Origin of the sequence: Nostoc sp. (assembly GCF_036917635.1) — a bacterium.
Taxonomy (GTDB): domain Bacteria; phylum Cyanobacteriota; class Cyanobacteriia; order Cyanobacteriales; family Nostocaceae; genus Nostoc.
The window spans coordinates 120,654-141,449 of sequence record NZ_JBALCW010000021.1 but is presented as its reverse complement, the minus strand read 5'-3'; the positions used below and the strand labels follow the sequence as shown (position 1 = coordinate 141,449).

The following is a 20,796-nucleotide window of genomic DNA, read 5'->3' as shown; positions in this document are numbered from 1 at the left end:
ATGAACTCTCCTCAATTGAGTCTACCACCATATTTGTTTACTAAAGCCTTTCCATTTCATATTGTATTCAATCGGGAACTAAAAATTATACAGGTTGGAGAGGTTTTACAACGTATTCACCGAGAAGCTTTAGTAAACAGTTTAATTGAGCAGCAATTCCAGATTCTGCGTCCCAAAATTCAGATTAATTTTACTGCGATCGCCAAGCGAATTAACTCTTTGTTTTTGTTTAAATCCCTGCATAATGGCATAATTCTCAAAGGGCAAATGATGTATGTTCAAGAGCAGGATATTATGTTTTTTCTTTGCTCGATTTGGGTAAATAACACAGATACTTTAGCTAACTGCGATCTGAAGCTGACAGACTTTGCAACTCATGACCAAACTATTGACTTGATTTTTTTACTCAAAGCTAAAAACACCGCTTTGGAGGATATTCAGAACTTAACAGATGAACTGATGAAGCGACAGGTGCAGCTAAAGAATTCGTTGCAAGTTCAAGAACTTCTGGCTCACACTGCCGAAACACAAGCGCAACAGTTAGAAAACACTCTTCATGAATTACAAGAGACTCAATCTCAACTGATTCAAACTGAAAAAATGTCTAGTCTTGGTCAATTAGTTGCTGGTATTGCCCACGAAATTAATAACCCAGTAAATTTTATCTATGGCAACCTTAAATATCTTAAAGAATACACTCAGCATTTACTTAGTTTAATTCATCTTTACCAAGAGGTTTATCCTCAACGTCACCCAAAAATTGAAGCGCTCTCTAATAAGAATGACATAAACTATATTATAGAGGATATAACAAAAATTCTCTCTTCAGTACAAGTCGGAGCCACTCGAATATACGAAATTGTACTAAATTTACGCAATTTTTCACGACTTGATGAAGCTGAGATGAAATCAGTTGATATTCATCAAGGTATTGATAGCACATTATTAATTTTACAACATAGTCTTAAGGAAAAGTTAGATTATAAGTCTATTGAAATTATTAAAGAATATGGTGATTTGCCTCTTGTTGAATGTTATGCAGGTCAAATAAATCAGGTATTTATGAATATTTTAAGTAATGCGATTGATGCTATGCGCCAGCACGAAAATGAGCAAGCAAAACAAGGAATTATAAAACAATATAATTGCATTACCATCCGTACACAAGTGAAAAATCAACAGCGCGTGACGATCGCTATTAAAGATAATGGTTTAGGAATGACGGAGGAGGTAAAGGCTAAATTATTTGATCCTTTTTTTACAACTAAACCCGTAGGACAAGGCACAGGTTTAGGATTATCTATCAGCTATCAAATAGTAGTAAAAAAGCATGGTGGACAAATCCAGTGTATATCTGCACCTGGACAGGGAGCAGAGTTTATTATTGAGATTCCCCTTAGACAGATGCAATCGGTAGAAACGTAAATAAAACGAGTCAGAATTCATAAAGGACTTCCAATAAATAAATTACCCAATATTGTGGGGTGGGCGTCTCGCCCGCCCTGATTTATGGGCGGGCGAGACGCCCACCCCACAAAAAGTAGTTGAGTATTTTTTTATTTTGAAGTCCCTAATACTCTACCCATAAATTCCTATATTCGTACATAATTCATCCTGACTTATCACCGGAGGCGGCGCGGCTTAGACCTACAGAGTCAAGACCAAATTGATTTAGCAGGTGTAGGATAGAGATCCAGCATCAATTTATGATTCGTTATGTCTGCTACACCTCTTGCATCTCAGGTTGACTCACTCAACGCCAAAAAATCAGAATTAACTCCCCCTTTACTAGGTGCTTCGGTTGCCGAGTTAACTACTTGGGTGCAGCAGCAGGGACAACCTGCTTACAGAGGAAAGCAACTGCATGAATGGATTTATGATAAAGGAGTGCGATCGCTAGCTGATATTTCTGTCTTCTCTAAACAATGGCGCAAAGAAGTAGCAGAAGTCCCCATTGGGCGCTCAATTTTACATTACCGCTCTGTGGCACCCGATGGCACAGTCAAATATCTTTTACGATTAGCTGACGATCAAATTATTGAAACTGTTGGCATCCCCACCTTTGCAGAAGCCGGAGATGGGCCAAAATCCCGTTTGACAGTTTGCGTCTCTACTCAGGTGGGTTGCCCAATGGCGTGTGATTTCTGCGCTACTGGTAAGGGAGGCTACAAGCGCAACCTAGCACGGCATGAAATTATCGATCAGGTGTTAACTGTGCAAGAAGATTTTCAGCAACGGGTTAGCAATGTGGTGTTTATGGGACTAGGTGAACCGTTGTTGAATACTGAGAATGTCCTAGCAGCGCTGAAATGCCTGAATCAAGATGTTGGTATTGGGCAGCGATCGCTTACAGTATCTACAGTTGGTATCCGCGATCGCATTCGTGAGTTCGCGCAAAACAATTTGCAAATCACGCTTGCTGTTAGTCTCCACGCACCCAACCAAGCACTACGGGAAAAACTCATCCCCAGCGCCCGCGCCTATCCTCTAGAAGATTTGCTGGCTGAATGTCGAGAATATGTAGAAATTACTGGACGCCGCGTTACTTTTGAATATGTTCTCCTGGCTGGTGTCAACGATTTACCAGAACACGCATTGGAACTGTCAAAATGTATGCGAGGATTTCAAAGTCATGTGAATTTGATTCCTTATAACCCTATTCAAGAAGTAGATTACAAACGCCCCAACCGCGATCGCATTCAAGCATTTGTCAACGTCCTTAAGCAACAAAATACTGCTGTTAGTGTGCGTTATTCCCGTGGTTTAGAAGCTGATGCTGCTTGTGGACAACTCAGAGCAAGTAAGAATTAAACCTCTTGTAGTCAATTTTAAGTAAGTCTGTGGGAATAAATCAAACTATATTAAGTAATGTAAATTTATTGTAATCGAGTTTGTAGTAAGGACTTCAGTCGTTTTTTGGGTTTAGCGATCGCTAAACTCAACTTTTAACAATTGAGGAAATAACTGTATGTTGAATCGCTTATTAATGGTTAAGGCATGCCTACTATTGATTGTGCTTGCAAAAGCTTTATCAATTAATTCTCCTGCCTCTGCACAAATAATTCAGATAAATCCTCAGCAACCTGAGTCTTTTCAAGAAAGAATCAGACAACAACAAGAGGAGCAAACTCAGCAAACACAAGAGCAATTTAAGGAAACATTGCTTCGGCAACAGTTTCAGCAACCACAGCTACAACAACAACTCAGACTACAACAGCAACAATTTACACAACAACAGCAAGAACTGATCCGCCAGCAACAACTGAGACTACAACAGCAACAATTTACACAACAACAGCAAGATTTTACACGACAGCAACAACTCAGAATACAACAGCAACAATTCAGACAAGATCAACAAATTAGACAAGAACAACAATTGAGATTACAAGAACAGATCCGACAGCAACAACTCCGACAACAAAAGAACAAGCTGTGAAATGCTCAAAATTGTTGATAAGTAACTTTATTATTATAAATTAGAGAAAACTTTCTCTAATTTATAATTTTTAATTACTAGCGCTGTGCATAAATACCTGGGGCGTAAGCCTCAATCACTTTGCCAGTGCGAGTACAACTAATCATCAAATAATCACAACTAGCACATTGTGTTCGAGTTAATTGACTATCATAAATGTAATAACGTTCTGCTTGGCAGCCGCAATTTGGGCAGTAAATTTTTTGTACTGTCTGCATTTTAAAACCCCTGGTTGTAAATATTTTTTATTTGAGAAAAATGCCAGTGAAACTAGCAAAAATTTTGATTTGACCCAATTTAACAAACTGTCTTAATATTGACAGACTATTTTAAACAAAATTTCAGATTTGAAATATTTACCATATCTTTGTATATTATCCTAAAATTTAGGTTATCTTACCCTCCTACTTTAGATACATAAATTGTTTTTTAATTAAATACTGCTTAGAGATTTACTGATCCCTATAGCGAATACCTTGAGAGAGACATATTCCTAGTCACTTCAGACAAATAGAAAAAAAGCCGTTCTTGTATTCAAAAATTAAATCACGAAAAATACTGTATATTTAGTCACAAAATATCTCTCTTAAGATTTAGTTAATATTTGCTGGCAAGATTTATGAGATTAAATTGTAGTGAGCTAATTTGATTAAAACTAGTAAACTTCTAAAGCAACGGCTTTTTTCGCTCGCATTCTCTTGGTGTGCGATTTCTGCGCCATCGATTGGTTAGTAATCAAAACCTAACCCCCAACTCTTGTAGGGTTGGGGGGTTGCGTTCTTCCAGGATTACTAGGGATAAAATTGGCGACTGGATTTTGATGCAAGAAGATTTTTAGCAATGGGTCAATGGTGAACCGTTACTGAATACCATCAATCAGCGATGCGACGCCGAATAGCCCGTCGTAGACATCGCTCCTCTAAGGTTATAGGTTAAAGGATGCTTTATTGATCAGGATATCGTTTTGAAATCTAAGTGTCACACTCCAGTATAGATCGATATCTTCTCTTTGAGATTCGTAATCAGTCAAATAAACATCTTGATTGTTCCACTGATAAATCTTTTCATGGATTTGTCCATCAGCAGAATCGATATTGTTTTCATAAATCAAGATACCATCCCAGCCTAGAATAGAACGAACTTCATCATAAGACATGCCTGTAGATATAGAGTCATATAAATTTTCCCTGATTTCAGATGACAAATTTATCTGTTTAATCGGTATATTTTCATTAGTATTTTGATTAAATACTTTAAACATAGAGTTCATAAAAAAGGGAGGCATTTGATTGATATAAAAAACTCTATGAGAATAGATAAATGCAATCCATGCCAAGAAAGCAACAGCTAATAATATTGAATATTTCATAAAAAAAGAGTGGAATAACCACCCTACAATTTTCTCCAATAATATCAATTCGGGTAATAATTAACGAATCCCTGCACTACTTTCGTTGGTGCTGGTGTATGAATTCGTGATAGTATTGATCGTACCCCAAACTCTAGCTGTCGTCTCTTCAGAAAAACTACCATTTAGTTCAGTCCCAGCATTCTGAATAGTAAAATCTTTAAAAACTTTTCTGACTTTACCATTGTTGTATTCGGTTTGAACCTTACCATCAATATAAATATTATTAGACGAAGAGTTGTAATCTTGGGTGCGAGTTGAGTTGGTTACATTATCGATATTTAAACTAGTGTCTGTTCTGCTCTGCTGAATTGTCCACTGGTTCAAAACAAAAGTTTCACCTGCTTTAGCAGGGGTAGCAAACAAAGTAGCAAGAATAACTAAACCGAGAACTTTTTTCATTACTTTGTCCTCATTATAAATTAGTTAGCTTTTTCAGAAAAACTAATTTTTCCAAAGTAACTAAAAGAAATAATAGGGTGGATTAACCACCCTATAATACTTTAAAATTGCATTAAAAACTATTAATAACTAACGAACACCTGCGCTGGTTTCATGAGCATTAGTATATGAGTTAGTTAGAGTATTAATAGTTCCACCAACATTAGTCCAATTAGTTTCACTATATTTACCATATAGCTCACTACCTGCTGTATTATTGGTAAATTTATCAAAGGAAATTTCTGTACCACTAGTAGGTGGGCTGATATCAATACCACCATCGACGTAATCCTTTTCAGCCCAAGAACCATATTTTTCGTTACGTTGGGAAAAAGTCTTAGAATCAAGTGTTAAATCGGTTTTTGTTACGCTGTTACTCCATGAATTTTCGTCACGCACAAATGTTTCACCAGCAAAAGCAGGGGTAGCTAAGAAGCTAGCAAGAATAGCCAAAGCAAGAACTTTTTTCATGATTTTATCCTCATTGTGAATTAGTTATCTTTTTCAGTCTCATTTTTAGGTAATTCTTGAGACTGGAACCTGCGAAGTTTGTTAGGTTCATTTGTATTAGTTCTGTTTATAGCAACCCCTTTACAGACAGCAGAAATAGTAGGAAAGCTGTCGGGGCTTAGTTGGATACCAGCACTGATTAATTCAGCACAGGCCCGAGCATTGATAATCTCTACATCATATTGAGTCTTACGAGAAATAGTTTCAGCCATTTGCTTGCAAGTACTCTCTAAGCTTCCACCCAGAGGGAAAACTATAGCAGCATTCATAGCATAAGAGGCGTTATTAGATAAACTAATCCCGTCATAGGAACTCAAAGAAGTCCCTAATATTAAAGATGGCCGCGGACACACAACATTTATTCCAGCTACCCCTTGAATCTTATAAGTAGCCGATTCACCAAGGTTGTAAACTCCTGTTTGATTAATTGCAGCAGAGTTCCGTTGTTGATTATCAAGAGTCTGCTGTTGATTAGGCTGAGATTGAGAATTAACAGAGTTAGTGACAGATTGTGCTTGGGCTTGGAGATTTATGCTAACTACTCCGAGTAGACATAGTAAGGAATGGTTAGTAAATAGTCGTAGAGCTTTTTTAAACATTTGAAGTTTTTTAGATATTGCAAAAGAAGGATGTTAAGAGTCATGGGTTAAGTAAGTTGGCAGAATAAAACCAAACTCTGTTAAGAAAGATAAATTCAATAAAAATTGTCTTTCTTCTTGCCTCCTACCTCCTACTTCGTGCCTTATCCCAACGACAAATTTTTACGCTGGTCTACTTGGTTTACTAATTGGATGCTTTACCTCATTAAAACAATAATGAATATTATTACTATTTGTAGTATCCGTCACTGTATTTACTCTTTAAAGTGTTGAGGTTTCTGAACTTTTGCTGTTCGTTATTCATCACGAACTAATATTCTCAACGATCCACAAAAACCGCGAGGGGGGTTTTGTGGGATTAAGTGGGAAATTGTCAAAGATTAATATTTATAGAGCGAATATTGGATTGGCTCTAAAAGAGAAGAGAAAAAGCAAAAATTTTAAAGCAATGATAATAAAAGTTTAAAGTTAAAATGAAGCTTCAATAAACTTTTTTAAAAGTTAGCTAATAGAAGCGAATTATTTAAAGATAAAATAAACTTCATTATAAATTAGTTCATCCCTTGTATCATTAAAAATACTTAGATAAACAATATTTCCATCATATCGAGTTAATAAATTTTATATGACTCCTATTTGGCTTTTGAAAAAACGTCCTCCTCTACCTCTGTTCTCTTGTGTTCCCTGTCTTAATACCAGTTCTGTATGAAGGTGCGCCGAACTATATGAGGAACGAACCGCAAAGGACGCAAAGGGCAGAAAGAAAGAAATAAGAAGTAAAGGAAATTAATTTGGCGCAGCTTCACAAAGAAACGGTATAACGAGTAAATTAATAGATCAAATCAGATTGCTATATGAACTATTAACAATTCAAAATTATACCGTGCGCCTTGTTTGTCATAACCTCTCACACCACTTGCTACAAAGGGCAATACCCGACTTGTTTCCACAGCGTCTCCGACAGGAGAATAAAGTGCCGTGAGAACCCCTGTAAGGCAGTAGCTCCCTTTGGGAGAAAAGGTCTTAAACCCTTTACTTTAAGTTAATTAAGCATCTACATAAAATTCATCAGATTAGTTAACCTATGAACATCCAAGAGTTATTAACTATTGCGGATAAAGTGGTATCAAAATCATCTGGCAGACACTTGACTGATTTACAAAGTGATTTGTTAAAAGCATCTTCTGAAAATCAGACATACGAACAGTTTGCCAACGATCGCGGCTACTGCCTCGATTATATAAAGAAGGATGTCGGGTCTACGTTATGGCAATTGCTATCTCAAGCATTAGGAGAGAAAGTTACAAAAAAGAACTTTCGGCAAGCGTTAGAGCGATATCAACAGGCTGAAAAATTTGTGACTTTTGACGAAAAAGAAAAACAGCAATATTTTGGCATCTACCTGATGTTTTGGCTTTTTAAGGAAGCACAGAAGAATTCGATAACTTTTGAGAACCCATACTACAGCATAGATGCCGAGTAATACTGCTGTTTTGGAATTCAAAACTTCACTAATTGAAAATTTCAAATACTTATGTCAGATGCTTTTGGCCTATATCAAGAAGGATGAAAATAATCGTAAATTTCTTGAGCCAAACGCGGGCCGATTCCTGGAACCTCAGCAAGTTGTGTGGGTGCAGCTTGCCGGATATAATCAACTGAGCGAAAATGCCCTAGTAACTGCTTTTGTCGATGATGTCCTAAACCAGGAATTTCATCTAAACGCGATCGCTTCAATTTATCACTACGTTGCTGACGATGAAAAGTCACTGCGAACCGATGCGCTTCATCCCGCAACCGCCGCAACAACTGCACCCCTGCTTGTTCTGAATCAGTTGTTAAGGGTTTAGATTCTCCCGGTAAAAAAATCTCTTCTCGCTGCTTCGCCAGACTCACAACTCGCAAGTCTTCTAATAAATTCATCTCTTGCAAAACGGCGACAACTGATGATAATTGACCTTTACCACCATCGATCATGATTAAATCAGGCCAATCTGGATTACCCAAACGTGCTAATTGTGGATCGTCGCCATACTTACCGAACCGCCGCCCAATAACTTCAGCAAGACTAGCAAAATCATCTGAATGTCCCGCCGTCACCGTGGGATTTTTAATTTTGTAGTGGCGATAATGCTGTTTGGCGGGTAATCCGTCAATAAACACCACTTGCGAAGCTACAGCATTTGACCCTTGAATATGGGAAATATCATAACCTTCGATGCGGTGGGGTACATCTGGTAAATCGAGAATGGCGGCTAAATCTTGCATTGCTTGGTTGTTGCGATCGCCTAATTTTTGCATTCTTTGCAATTCATACTGGGCATTTCGCTCTACCATCTCAATTAATTCTGCCTTAGTTTGCCGTAAAGGAGTCAAGATTGTGACTTTTTTCCCTTTGCGTTGAGTTAAGACATCCGCCAATATCTCGCTATCTGGTAAATCATGCTGTACCAAAATTTCTAAAGGTATTTCCACTGAGTCAGCAGTTTGGTAATGTTCCTCTAAAGCTCGTTGTAAAATAGCTCCCGGTTCTGCGTGAGCATCCGCCACAAAGGCTAAACGTCCTACCAATTGTCCGGCGCGAATCTGGAATAGTTGAATGCAAGCGTATTCTTCCTTGGCTGCCAGTGCGATGCCTGACGGCAAGGCTAACGCCACCGCATCCCGCGAAACTGTATCATCTGGTAAGGAAACTTTTTGATTAGCTGTCAGCGACTTTAACCCAGAAATTTGGTCACGAATCCGCGCTGCTGACTCAAAATTCAACTTTTCAGATGCTTCGTTCATCTGTTGAGTCAAAATATCAATCAGTTCCTGAGTTCGCCCTTGGAAGACCATCGCTATTTTTTGTACAATTTTGCGATATTCTTCTGGTGAAATCATCTGTTGACACACACCCGGACAACGCCCTAAATCATAATTTAAGCAAGGACGATCTTTGAAAAGTGGTTGAGGCCGTTGTCGCTGTGGAAAGATTCGCTTACACAGGCGGACAATTTCTCGTAAAAGACCGGCATCAGTATAAGGCCCGTAAAATTTATCCTTTTCTTTGCCGAATTGACGTTTACGGGTAATAAAAATTCGCGGATAATCTTCTGACCAAGTGATGCAGAGATAGGGATATTTTTTATCATCTTTGAGCAGCACGTTAAAGTATGGCTGGTGCTGCTTGATCAAATTCGCTTCTAGTGCTAGCGCTTCGGCTTCAGTATCAGTGACGATGAATTCAATTTCTGTTACCAACTTCACCATCGTGGCGATGCGTTCACTCTTGTTGTAGCCATCGCGGAAATAGGAACGGACACGCGATCGCAACTTCCGTGATTTACCTATATATATAATGCGATCGCTACTGTCCCGCATGAAATAAACCCCCGGTTCGGGTGGAATTTCGGCGAGACGATTTTCCAGTCGTTCTGGGTCTTTAAGCAGTGGTAATATTTGAGTAGATATTGTCACAACCAAAATTAGCTAATCTTTCTCTATTTTAAGAAAAATAATTTTTTCGTGCCGATTTAGCAAAGTAATTATCAAGTAAATATAAAGTAGCTAAACTGTTCCACAAATAAAAATTGCATAAGCTGGGCGGGCAGGATGCCCACCCCACAAGAGTTATATTTAGATTATGCAAATTAGATGTTTTTTAGCTTAGTACAGGTCGGCGGAAATAAACCTACCATTTCATTACAGCCAGAAAGCCCAAAATTAAAAGACAAGGGTTTCAGGTAAAGTCCTTACCCAACGGGTTCGTTAGTCGCTCATGGGGGAAACCCCTCTGAGCGACTAACTCACTACAAACCTTTAATTATTTCCGCCGTCCTACTTACTGATAGTGGTTCATGTCATTAAATTTGATTAGTTGCTTTGTTATCAAAACCCTGTAGAGACGCATTAGCGCAGCAGTACGTTAGCGTAGCGGGGCGTTCGCTATAGCGTCTCCTAGAGAAGCCCAGCCCAATTTCGCGTCTTTTCGGAGTTGTCAGAATAAAAACTTGGCTTTTTGAATTTATAATTAGCATTTAAAAATCAACAGTTATTTTTTATTCCAAAATTATTTTTTATAAAAACTATTTTCTTTTCTTCATCTAGCTAAATTTATATTTTTTTATTAAAATTCATTAAACTTTTAAGTATTGCTTATATAAATCTTAGACAAAATTTATTCTGAAGCAAGATTTTGGGGTTTTATTTAAACTGATAATATTAAGCGATTTAACGGATTTAGTAAGTTAAATTTGCGAATATCATTAGGAATATAGCCATTACAATAATTTCAGGCAAGAGTTGAAATATGAATCTGCAAGAGTTTGAAGGACAATACCGGGAAGCTATGACTGAAACCCTCAATGATCTGCAAACAGCAGTTTTGTTGTTAGCGCAAGTACAAAATCAAATTTCAAAAATTGGCAGTTCTGTGCAACATATTAGTGAGCGGGTTGAAGAGTTCATTGCAGACCAAAAAGCTGAATAAAGGCACACCCAATACAAAAGTTTATTTGTGGGAGCAAGTCAACTCTTCTTCAATTGTAAGTATAAGCTCCTTGAGTTTTAGAGGTTTGACAAAATAGCGGCGTGCGCCCAAACTCAGAGCTAGTTCTTGATCGGCTTTAAAAGCAAAAGCTGAAACCACAATGATCGGTATTTTTGACAAATCAGGTTTTTGCTGGACTTGTTTTAAGAGCGAATAACCGTCAATATCGGGTAATTTCAAGTCTAATAACATTAAATCTGGCTGAAATTTCTCTATAGTTGAAAAAAAACTAGAGCCTTCTGATAAGCTTTTGACATCGTACCCAGAGTAAATTAGATAGTCATTCAGTAACAACCTATTGAGATAATGGTCTTCAACTAGCAAAATTCGTCTAACTTGGTGTGACCGCAATGGCTGATCTATATTGAATAATTGTGCTGTCATTGCTACCTATTATCTGATTATATTAAGTAAAAGCCAACTATTATTACTATAACCGATTCATTTTTTGCAAATATTTTTAGAAACAGTATAGCGTTTTCCAGTCTGGTGAGATACAAGAACCCCACCCCCAACCCCCTAAGAGCAAGCAAGGAGCTTGCTCTGATGTACCTCATTTGATCGCCAAAAGCTATATAACCTAGAAGACTAAATTATTAGACAAGATTGCATAAATCAAAAATTAAGAACTCCACCCCTTACTCCCCTCCCCAAAACATCGGGGAGGGGTTGGGGGTGGGCTATTAGGGACTTTTGCAAGAGGTCTATTTTATAGTTTGAAAAAATTATTCATCAAAAAAGGGAGCTAATAGCTCCCTTACTTATTTGTAGTTTTGAACCCCCAATCTTAAATAGATGTTTTTTTAAATTTGCGTTGGGTAGCAAATACACCAGCAACACCCAATAGGCCAAGTATTACTGATGGTTCTGGGACTGCTGTAGACAGCTTTTGTGACCAAGTATATTTTCCAGAGTAAGATTCCTTGTCATCGGAAGCTGTAATACCCGTATCTATTGCATCAAAACTATAAGCAAAGTAAGTTTGGACATCGCTACCAGTACCGACAGTTACTTTGGCGATTTCGCTCGCCTGTATACTAGTCATCTTACCTGCTGCGACTGTCAGCATCGCATCCCAAACTGAGTTACCTGTGCTGTAACTATTTTGTAAAATACGGGGCTTGAGGTCTTTGTGTCCAATTATATCAAGTGATAATTTACTAGTGCTAGCATCGGATGCAAAAGTGCCAATGTTAGGATCTCCAGAACTGGGAAGACCAGTAGATAGTAGAGAATTCAATAAGTAAGCCTTGCTAATTGTTGTGCTTCCAACCGTAACTTTATCCCCAATCACAGTGATACCGCGAGTACTGTGAGCCTGAAGGAAACCATCAAGCCATTGTGAACCAAATATCTTCCAATCATCTTTTGTAATACTGCTGACCGTGACGCTTTTTCCATCTACCGTTGTAGTGAAGCTAACGTTAGATGTTGGGTTTTCGTCACTATACCAAAGCTCGACGTTGGAAGTGGGGTCGTTATCAGTCAAAGCTTTGATGGCAGCGTCAGTACCACCTTGTGCATTCCCTCTAATGAAAGTACCATTTGAGCCACCAGTATAAGTGTTAATTTCTCCAGTATTATTAAAATTAAAGGATGTAGCGTGGGCTGGGGCAGTGGCAAGAGCGCTCACACCAATAGCCACTGAGCCACCAATCAAAAGTTTCTGAAAAGTCATTTTCATTTTGTCAAGTCCAATCAGTTTGGAAGTTAAGTTTTAAACTACTGCCGTTTTTAGGCTTGGGCTGCTTTGACTAGAGGCTTTTTGGCAATCCGGCTGCTTAAAAACGCAAGCTGGATTATTAGCCATACTTGGTATTTCATTGCACAAACCCAGTTTAAGAAACGGAGAGACTTGATTGGGTAAAGTTCCTGCTGATTATCAATGAAAAGATGAAAAATATTCTTATATTTTTGTACGTTTAATCACTGGTTATAATTATATTTATTAGTTAAAATACTTACTTGTTAAGGCTTTTAAGTTCAGTAAAATACTTAGTAGGGACACAAAAATGTGCGTCCCTACCGCGTGTTCTATTCGTAGACTTTGCCGCCAAAAATCCTTAGCGTTTAGCTTGAGAAGAAATTCAATGAAGGAACTGGGCAATTCTTTCTACAGCAGTTTCTAACAAAAGTGGCTCATGCACCAAAGCAAATCGGACATACCCTTCGCCTGATTTACCAAAGCCAGCACCTGGGGAAGCGGCTACACCAGTTTTTTTGACTAGCTGCGTACAAAATTCGATGGAGTTTTGACTCCAATGTGAGGGCAATTTTGCCCAGATGTACATTGTGGCTTGGGGAGTAGGAACATTCCAGCCAATGCGGTGTAAAGCAGTGATGAAAGCATCACGGCGCTGCTGGAAGGTAGCAACAGCAGATTTTACCCCAACTTGAGGGCCAGTTAGGGCAGCGATCGCACCATTCAAAATCCCCCGATACTGATTAAAATCAACTGCGGCTTTTACCTGGCGTAAGGCGTTAATTAACTGGGCATTCCCGATGGCGTAGCCAATGCGGAAGCCGCCCATATTGTAGGACTTGGAAAGGGTGAAAAATTCAATCGAGACGCTTTTGTTTGGATCGGCTTGCAGAATTGAAGGGGCTAGGGATCGGGTATTAGGGATTAGGGATTGGGAAAGATTTTTTCTATTTCCTAATTCCCAGTCCCCAGTCCCCAATCCCCAGTCCCCACTCTCGGCAAATACTAAATCTACGTAGGGGAAATCGTGAACTAGCACGAGATTGTGTTGCTGACAGAAGGCGACAGCTTCTTGGAAGAATGATAATGGAGCGATCGCAGCAGTAGGATTGTGAGGATAACTTAATACCATCATCCGCGACTGAGCCAAGACTGGGGCAGGAATCTCAGCAAACACTGGTAAAAAATCGTTTTCTGCTCGTAGTGGCATCGGGTAGATTTGACCACTGGCTAGGTAGACTCCCCCCGCATGGGAGGGATAACCTGGATCGAGCAATAAGGCGAAATCTCCTGGATTGAGTATTGCTAGGGGTAAATGGGCTGTGCCTTCTTGAGAACCAATTAGAGGTAGTACCTCAGTTTGGGGATCGACTTTGAGTCCAAATTTTTGTTCGTACCAGTTGGCTGCTGCTTCACGAAACCCAAGAGTCCCGTTAAACAACAGATAGCCGTGGGTACTGCGATCGCCAAGAGACTGGGCGATCGCCTCAATGACATGTGCTTCAGCCGGTAAATCAGAAGACCCCAACGACAAATCAATTACCTCTCGTCCAGCCGCCAAAGCGATCGCCTTAGCTGTGTCCATATCAGCAAATACATTAGATTGCAGGGGTTGTAAACGCTTTGCAAATTGCATGTTAGTCATTTGTCATTTGTCATTTGTCATTTGTCCTTTGTCCTTTGTCATTTGACCAATACAACTCTTGCAGAGGCTGCGCCCGAAGCGTAGCTATGCCGCAGGCTTGACGGCAACGCTCAGTACAAGTGACCAATGACTAATGACCAATGACTAATTACTATTTAAGTGCGTATCTAAGAGTTCGAGTAATTTATCTTTGCCGATGACTCCCTCAGTAGATATCAAAACTTCCTGACCAAGAAATAGTCTAATGGCGGGTACACCTTCCACTTGATACTGCTTAACAGTGAGTGGGTTGGGGTCAATTTCCATTTTAACGACTTTGAGGCGATCGCTATATTTGGTAGCAGCAGAGTTAATCGCGGGCGACATCAGTTGACAAGGCCCACACCAGGAAGCCCAAAAGTAAACTAATACAGGCTGTTCAGCTTTTAATACTTCTGTTTCAAACTCAGCATCAGTTATGGTGATTACAGCCTTACTCATTGCAGTCTCCATCAGGGGGCGATCAAACTTGGCACACACAATACTTTATCCCAAAGTAGTCAATAGTTTATAGTCAATAATTCATACTTTTTTTGACTGTTAACTATTGACTAGTGATATAAAATCCCACAGCCAACAGGTGTGGGACTAGCTCAAATAAGTTTTCTACCAATTTTACAATTGATCCAATTGCTTGCGTAGAGAATCCAACTCGGCATCAACCACTTCATTAGATTTAGGATTAGGGGCAGTAGTTTCTTGTTGCGGTGGCAGTTGGGGTTGATTTTGTGGAGTAGCTGGTGGTAAAATTTGCGCTTTTAAAGCTGCCAATTCATCATCAACATCGCTACTACCTTCCAACCGGGCAAATTGGCTTTCTAAATCGGCACCTGCTAACTCTTGTCCTGCCTGGGCCCGTGCTTCTTGCATCAAGACTTTTTCTTCCATTCGCTCAAAGGCAGACATTGCACTGCTGGTATTCATCCCACGCACCATGCCTTCGAGTTGCTCTTGGGCTTTGGCAGTGGTGATTCTAGCTTTGAGCATTTCTTTCTTGGTCTTAGCCTCAGAAATTTTGCTTTCCAGCTGGATTAAGTTACGTTTGAGGCTTTCAACTTGAGTGCTTTGGGTATCTAAACTAGTTTTGAGGGATGCGCTGCTGTCAGTATAAGTTTTTTTGCGCTCTAGAGCTTGTCGTGCTAGGTTCTCATCACCTTTTTGCAGCGCCAGTTGGGCATTGCGTTGCCACTTATTGATTTCATTTTGGGCATCATTATACTGTTTTTCACTGCGTTTTTGGGAGGCGATCGCCTGGGCTACTCCCTGACGCAGCTGCACCAAGTCTTCCTGCATTTCCAGGATGGCTTGTTCTAGCATTTTTTCGGGGTCTTCGGCTTTGTTAACTAGGTCGTTGAGGTTAGAACTAACTACTCGCCTAATGCGATCGAATAATCCCATAACTTTGTTTTTCCTTGTTTGGTTTACGCTTTTTGTTGAATAGTTAGCTTTTTTATTTTTTAATAGCTACCTATTTCAATGTAATCTTTCCGGTTTGAATCAGTATCTTCTAACAACTCTTAATTTTTAAGATATCTCCAAAGTGGGATAATTAGCAGAACTTCAATCCTGAGTTTTGGGTTCCTGTTGGGGAGGCTGCGTTTTCTGGCTCTCGTGGGTGAGGAGATTTTTGTGCTGTGTGTTTTCTGCCCCGTTTAAAACCTGCATCTTCATCGCTGCCAATTCGGCATCTACATTATTAGTAGATTCCAAGGAAGTAAATTGTGTTTCCAAGTCGTCGCTACTGAGTTGAGCTATTGCTTCTGATTTTGCTTCTATCTGCGAAACTTTTTCTTCCATGCGCTCAAAAGCACTCAGACTGCTGGTGGCAGAAACTCCACCGAGCATTTCCTGGAGGCGATAAGAGGCTTCGGCAGAACGGGCGCGAGCAATATACATATCTTTTTTTGTTTTCGCCTCGGAAATTTTTAACTCTAGCGATCGCATATCCTTTTTTAGCCTAGCGACTATCTCGTTTTGCTGCTCTATTTGGGAAAAGAGGGCTGTAGCGGTTTCTTTATAGGCTTGGCGCTTAGTCAAAGCTTCCCGTGCTAGAGGTTCGCTGCCTTGTTGCAAAGCCAATTGGGCGCGGTGATACCATTCTTCTGTTTGAGATTGAGCGGCCGCGGCCTGCCGTTCGGTGCGTTTTTGGGTTGCGATCGCTTGTGCTACACCAGAACGCAACTGCACCAGATTTTCCTGCATTTCCAAGACAGTTTGCTCCAGAATCTTTTCTGGATCTTCTGTACCACCGATCGAACTATTGACATTAGCGCGAATCACCCGCAGGATACGCTTGATTAATTCCATGTCGGCTCTCCATTCACGAAACCCAGTAATGAGTGCTGAGTAATGAATTAGTTATAGAGTGCTGAGTGCCTAGTTAAAGTCCTAAGTATAATATTATTTTTTGTCATAAGGTAGTTAATGAGTGCTGAGTACCTAGTTAAAGTTTTGAGTATAATATTTTTTGTTATTGGGTCGTAAACAAACAATATTTTGTTTCTATCACTTAGCACTTATCACTTATCACTCATTAACTCAGCACTCATTAACTCAGCACTCATTAACTCAAGACTGTTCTCTCATGGTATCGTAGATTTTTGCAACTTATCACTGCTGAACCCGTGCCTTGATTCCCCTTGCCTGTAACAATTTCAGATGTTGTTGTACTTGCTCTTTAGTCTTAAAAGCACCCAAATAAACTAATTCTTTGTTGGATGATAAATAAGCATCGGGAATTACTTGCCGTGCTGAGGCAAAAGCTGTTCCTTTATTATCTATTACTACATGATAGAACCCATCTGTTGCTGGTTTGATTTCTGCATCCGGCTGGGGCGAGGTTTTCGGCGTTGAAGTGGGAGGCAAATTCAGGGGAGGCAAGGGCTGTACTGTCGGTACTGGTGCTAAAGCGATCGGATTTTTTGGTTTTAGGGCTGTGCTGGGTTCAGCCAATGCCGCTTGAGGATTTGCTCTTTTGTCGGGAACGACTGGATTAGGCACTACTGCGAGGGTTGGTTGGACTTTGGGTTTTAAGCCAACTACATCATTGGCGTCTCTCACCTCAGGAAACTCTTGGGCAGCTAGATTAGGATACTTGGGTATAGATGTGCTTGGTGGCTCGATCTGAGGTTGGACATTACTTCCGACTTCTTGAGTATTTTCTGGTGCAGGAGACGAGTTGCCGTTAAACAACTTGCCTAAATTCCATTGTGGCAAGCTTTTGGGATTGAAGACTACATAACCCAAGGTAAGACTCGCTACCAATAGCAACAACATCGAGCCGATACCCAAAGGTGATAGCAGACTCTCGCTAGAATTGTTTGGTTTCTTGGTTTTTGGTTGTTCTTCTGTCAGACTTCGCAGCAGTGCTTCACTAGATTCCAAATAGTCATCTGGGTGCTTAGGGGTGTCATTTGGCGGCAAAAGGTTTTCGCTCTTAGTATCTTTAATAATTGCTGGCACGATGCTGCTACTAAAGTTGGGCGGCGGCGGCGGAAGTTGAGTTTGTGTTTTAGCAGAATCTGAGGTAGACGACACATTGAGATTATTTAATTCTTCAATTTTTGCCATAGCTGACGCTGGGTTCTTTTGAGGATTCACAGCTACAAAAGATGTCGGTGGTACGTTCGTTTTAATTTCCGTTACTGATGACTGAGTTGTACCTAATGTTGTAGGGATGGCAGTTAACGGCTGAGATTGACTGCTCATGTAAGTTGCAACACGAGGCTGCTTTGATGCCACCAAACCAGTTCGCGTGCGTCGGTATCGAGCTAACTCTTGCTCTAGGGACACCTCTAAACTCGCTAATGCTGCTGCTAGTGCTGGTTTCAACCCAGGTGTTTTAGACGATTGAGTACCGGAATCATTCAGGGGGTTTTGAGTCATTGCCTCTGTGCCTCAAACGTAGATTGTTGGAATTAACTTTAGATATATTTGTGACAATAGTAGCGAAAATTATCTAAATAGATAGATTGGGAATTGGGCATTGGGCATTAGTTATTCTTTCTCCCCCATCTCCCCCATCTCCCCCATGTCCCCCACTCCCCACTTGAATGATGTCGTTGAAATCAATTAATTATATTTTGGGCGTTCTAGAAAAGCAGGCTAAATGGCAAGAGCAACCATTTCAACGCCTGCTCAAGTTTTGGCCAGAAGTTGTTGGCCCAGTGGTTGCTGCACATACTCGACCATTGTCGATTCAGCGTGATGTTTTGTCGGTAGCAACTTCTAGTGCTGCTTGGGCGCAAAACCTGACTTTTGGTCGCTCGTCTCTGCTTTTAAAGTTAAATAAAAACCTGCCAACGCCTTTGGTTGATATTCGCTTCTCTACTGCTAATTGGCAAAATCGATCTGTGGAGAGAAAACAGCAACAAACGGTTTCGCCCCATGAGCATCCCAGTTACCTTGGTGACGAGATTAGCCGCCCTGATGTTACACCCACTAAGGATGTAAATGCTGCTTTTGGGCATTGGACGAAGATCATGCGATCGCGATCGCATGGCTTACCTCTTTGTCCCCAGTGTCAATCTCCCACCCCACCCGGCGAACTCCAGCGCTGGGAAGTCTGTTCTGTCTGTGCTGCTAAACAGTTTTCCACCTAATCAGGACTGACCTAAATTGAAAACAAAATAGTTTACGATTATTCTTTTAGCAAAATTTAGTCGCCAGTAACTTGCTGCTACTACATAAAATATTTCTGATTCTTAAGAAAAAAGATATTTTACTGCGATCATCTGCCAAATATGGTAGTACAAGCAGACTATTTCTCTAAAATTATCTTTTTATTCTTAATCTATCCTTAACCAAAAACTTAAAATAAATCCTGGAGAAATCCAAAGCTTTAATTTTAATCTTGATCCCTAATGAGTTTTAGCCAAAATCTATAGGCAACAACCCTAAGGATTATTGAAAAATATAACAAGATTATAAAAATATCCTAAAGTTTATATTTTCCTTGGGATCGCTGAAACATAGATAGAATAATGATTTTTTGGCTTTTATGCGTATATATATCTAGAAGCAAAATATAAAGGTGAAATTCAACTTAAAACCTCACTAAAGATGAATCCAAATGAAACCCATTAAATTTTTAGCATCTGCCTGTAAATATTGCCGTTATTACCAACCAGAGGGTCGCCGTGGCGGAACGTGTCAGCAATTGGGAGCACCAGTTCAAGCAACTTGGAAGGCTTGCTCTTTAGCGCTTCCACCTTTTGCACCATCTTGGGAAACCTTGGAAGATGCTTGGATTTTGCCAGACGCAGCTCCAGTTTTAACATCTTCTCATTCCTTAGCCTCAGATTTAGACAATGCTGTTGCCCCTGTAGAGCAAATAGCTGCCTCTATATCTGAACAGCTAAAGGCTAAAGCAGTTGTTATTTAGTCATCCATTATTACTTAACTGATTTTGTAGTTTGCTTAAGATAAGATTTTTTTTAAGATTTTTAGTGCTTTAAATGTTGATATGTACAAAAATCGCACCTCATCAATAAAGGGTGCGATTTTTGGCAGTTTTAAGGTAACCAAGGAAAAGAGCGGAAATCTGGTGGCCGCTTTTCCAGAAATGCTTGTTTGCCCTCAGACCCCTCTTCTGTCATGTAATAGAGTAGGGTGGCATTACCAGCAAGTTCTTGTAAACCAGCTTGTCCGTCACAATCAGCGTTGAAGGCGGCTTTGAGACACCGAATTGCGATCGGACTTTTTTCTAAAATCTCCTGCGCCCATTTAATACCTTCTGCTTCTAGTTGTTCGACTGGGACGACACAATTAATTAAGCCCATTTCTAGCGCTTGTTGTGCATCATATTGGCGGCAGAGAAACCAAATTTCTCTAGCTTTTTTTTGTCCGACAACGCGGGCGAGATAGCTGGCTCCAAAACCACCGTCGAAACTGCCAACTTTCGGGCCAGTCTGTCCGAAAATGGCATTATCGGCAGCGATGGTAAGGTCGCAAATTAAGTGTAGGACATGTCCACCACCGATCGCATATCCAGCTACTAAAGCAATCACAACTTTCGGCATGGAACGAATCAGGCGTTGTAAGTCCAGCACATTCAAGCGGGGAATGCCAGTATGGTCTACATAACCTGCATGTCCCCGCACACTTTGATCGCCACCAGAACAGAAGGCATATTTGCCATCAGTGTGTGGCCCATATCCAGTAAAGAGGACGACACCAATAGTAGTATCTTCACGAGCATTACAGAAAGCGTCGTACAGTTCAAAGACTGTTTCAGGACGAAAAGCATTGCGTTTATGGGGACGGTTGATGGTGATTTTCGCAATGCCATCAGTTTTTTGATACAGAATATCTTCGTAGGTTTTGGCAGTTTGCCAGTTAATTTGCATTGGTATAGAGTGCGCTGTTGTTTGAAAATTTTATCGCGGACGTAGGGACATGCGATACCTGGGGTGGGCTACGCCTACGCTAAAATTGTTGTCTCA

Annotated in this window: 21 protein-coding genes; 7 read left to right on the top strand and 14 right to left on the bottom strand. The window is 40.1% G+C overall.

Annotation, left to right across the window (positions count from 1 at the left end; translation table 11 throughout):
• The 3 genes from V7K32_RS06625 to V7K32_RS06615 all read left to right on the top strand — a co-directional run bounded on the left by V7K32_RS06625 (position 1) and on the right by V7K32_RS06615 (position 3,439).
• On the top strand, positions 1–1,425 hold the full coding sequence (locus V7K32_RS06625; RefSeq protein ID WP_334991412.1) for an ATP-binding protein: 1,425 nt from the start codon (positions 1–3) through the stop codon (positions 1,423–1,425).
• Positions 1,426–1,716: 291 nt separating this feature from the next.
• Positions 1,717–2,811: a 23S rRNA (adenine(2503)-C(2))-methyltransferase RlmN gene (rlmN, locus tag V7K32_RS06620; protein ID WP_334991410.1), complete on the top strand. Its 1,095-nt coding sequence runs from the start codon at positions 1,717–1,719 to the stop codon at positions 2,809–2,811.
• A 157-nt stretch (positions 2,812–2,968) separates the two neighbouring features.
• The gene (locus tag V7K32_RS06615) at positions 2,969–3,439 is read left to right on the top strand and encodes a hypothetical protein (RefSeq protein ID WP_334991408.1); all 471 of its coding nucleotides are present in this window, start codon (positions 2,969–2,971) and stop codon (positions 3,437–3,439) included.
• Positions 3,440–3,516: 77 nt separating this feature from the next.
• On the opposite strand, the gene V7K32_RS06610 is transcribed toward V7K32_RS06615, so the two are convergent.
• From V7K32_RS06610 to V7K32_RS06590, 5 genes are all read right to left on the bottom strand, one after another.
• Positions 3,517–3,696, bottom strand: coding sequence for a replication restart DNA helicase PriA (locus V7K32_RS06610; RefSeq protein ID WP_334991406.1), 180 nt, complete (start codon positions 3,694–3,696; stop codon positions 3,517–3,519).
• A 707-nt stretch (positions 3,697–4,403) separates the two neighbouring features.
• A complete protein-coding gene (locus tag V7K32_RS06605; RefSeq protein ID WP_334991404.1) occupies positions 4,404–4,847 on the bottom strand; it encodes a hypothetical protein in 444 nt (147 codons plus the stop codon).
• 60 nt (positions 4,848–4,907) lie between these two features.
• Positions 4,908–5,288, bottom strand: a complete 381-nt coding sequence (locus V7K32_RS06600) for a hypothetical protein (RefSeq protein ID WP_334991402.1) — start codon at positions 5,286–5,288, stop codon at positions 4,908–4,910.
• A 129-nt stretch (positions 5,289–5,417) separates the two neighbouring features.
• Entirely contained in the window at positions 5,418–5,798 is a 381-nt protein-coding gene (locus tag V7K32_RS06595) for a hypothetical protein (protein WP_334991400.1), read from the bottom strand.
• A gap of 20 nt (positions 5,799–5,818) precedes the next feature.
• Positions 5,819–6,436: a hypothetical protein gene (locus tag V7K32_RS06590; RefSeq protein ID WP_334991398.1), complete on the bottom strand. Its 618-nt coding sequence runs from the start codon at positions 6,434–6,436 to the stop codon at positions 5,819–5,821.
• A gap of 1,084 nt (positions 6,437–7,520) precedes the next feature.
• Here V7K32_RS06590 and V7K32_RS06585 point away from each other — a divergent pair.
• A complete protein-coding gene (locus V7K32_RS06585; protein WP_334991396.1) occupies positions 7,521–7,919 on the top strand; it encodes a hypothetical protein in 399 nt (132 codons plus the stop codon).
• A gap of 74 nt (positions 7,920–7,993) precedes the next feature.
• Here the strand turns inward: V7K32_RS06585 and uvrC are convergent, their stop codons facing one another.
• A complete protein-coding gene (uvrC, locus tag V7K32_RS06580) occupies positions 7,994–9,895 on the bottom strand; it encodes an excinuclease ABC subunit UvrC (protein WP_334991394.1) in 1,902 nt (633 codons plus the stop codon).
• 832 nt (positions 9,896–10,727) lie between these two features.
• On the opposite strand from uvrC, the gene V7K32_RS06575 reads away from it, so the two are divergent.
• Positions 10,728–10,907: a hypothetical protein gene (locus tag V7K32_RS06575; RefSeq protein WP_334991392.1), complete on the top strand. Its 180-nt coding sequence runs from the start codon at positions 10,728–10,730 to the stop codon at positions 10,905–10,907.
• Between the two features lie 21 nt (positions 10,908–10,928).
• On the opposite strand, the gene V7K32_RS06570 is transcribed toward V7K32_RS06575, so the two are convergent.
• From V7K32_RS06570 to V7K32_RS06540, 7 genes are all read right to left on the bottom strand, one after another.
• Positions 10,929–11,351, bottom strand: coding sequence for a response regulator (locus V7K32_RS06570; protein ID WP_334991390.1), 423 nt, complete (start codon positions 11,349–11,351; stop codon positions 10,929–10,931).
• Positions 11,352–11,754: 403 nt separating this feature from the next.
• Positions 11,755–12,645, bottom strand: a complete 891-nt coding sequence (locus tag V7K32_RS06565; protein ID WP_334991389.1) for an NF038130 family PEP-CTERM protein — start codon at positions 12,643–12,645, stop codon at positions 11,755–11,757.
• 409 nt (positions 12,646–13,054) lie between these two features.
• Entirely contained in the window at positions 13,055–14,314 is a 1,260-nt protein-coding gene (locus tag V7K32_RS06560) for an LL-diaminopimelate aminotransferase (protein ID WP_334991387.1), read from the bottom strand.
• Between the two features lie 144 nt (positions 14,315–14,458).
• Positions 14,459–14,794 (bottom strand): thioredoxin family protein, encoded by a 336-nt coding sequence (locus V7K32_RS06555; protein WP_334991494.1) that lies wholly within the window; start codon positions 14,792–14,794, stop codon positions 14,459–14,461.
• 174 nt (positions 14,795–14,968) lie between these two features.
• Entirely contained in the window at positions 14,969–15,751 is a 783-nt protein-coding gene (locus tag V7K32_RS06550; RefSeq protein WP_334991385.1) for a PspA/IM30 family protein, read from the bottom strand.
• A 162-nt stretch (positions 15,752–15,913) separates the two neighbouring features.
• On the bottom strand, positions 15,914–16,660 hold the full coding sequence (locus V7K32_RS06545) for a PspA/IM30 family protein (RefSeq protein ID WP_334991383.1): 747 nt from the start codon (positions 16,658–16,660) through the stop codon (positions 15,914–15,916).
• Between the two features lie 303 nt (positions 16,661–16,963).
• Entirely contained in the window at positions 16,964–18,238 is a 1,275-nt protein-coding gene (locus V7K32_RS06540; RefSeq protein WP_334991381.1) for a hypothetical protein, read from the bottom strand.
• Between the two features lie 170 nt (positions 18,239–18,408).
• Here V7K32_RS06540 and V7K32_RS06535 point away from each other — a divergent pair, with 170 nt between their 5' ends.
• Both V7K32_RS06535 and V7K32_RS06530 read left to right on the top strand, forming a co-directional pair.
• Positions 18,409–18,954, top strand: coding sequence for a DUF721 domain-containing protein (locus V7K32_RS06535; RefSeq protein ID WP_334991492.1), 546 nt, complete (start codon positions 18,409–18,411; stop codon positions 18,952–18,954).
• Positions 18,955–19,424: 470 nt separating this feature from the next.
• Positions 19,425–19,736: a hypothetical protein gene (locus tag V7K32_RS06530; RefSeq protein ID WP_334991379.1), complete on the top strand. Its 312-nt coding sequence runs from the start codon at positions 19,425–19,427 to the stop codon at positions 19,734–19,736.
• A 130-nt stretch (positions 19,737–19,866) separates the two neighbouring features.
• Here the strand turns inward: V7K32_RS06530 and menB are convergent, their stop codons facing one another.
• Positions 19,867–20,700 carry a 1,4-dihydroxy-2-naphthoyl-CoA synthase gene (menB, locus tag V7K32_RS06525; RefSeq protein WP_334991377.1) on the bottom strand — a complete coding sequence of 278 codons (834 nt, stop codon included), beginning with the start codon at positions 20,698–20,700 and terminating at the stop codon, positions 19,867–19,869.
• Positions 20,701–20,796: the final 96 nt, after the last annotated feature.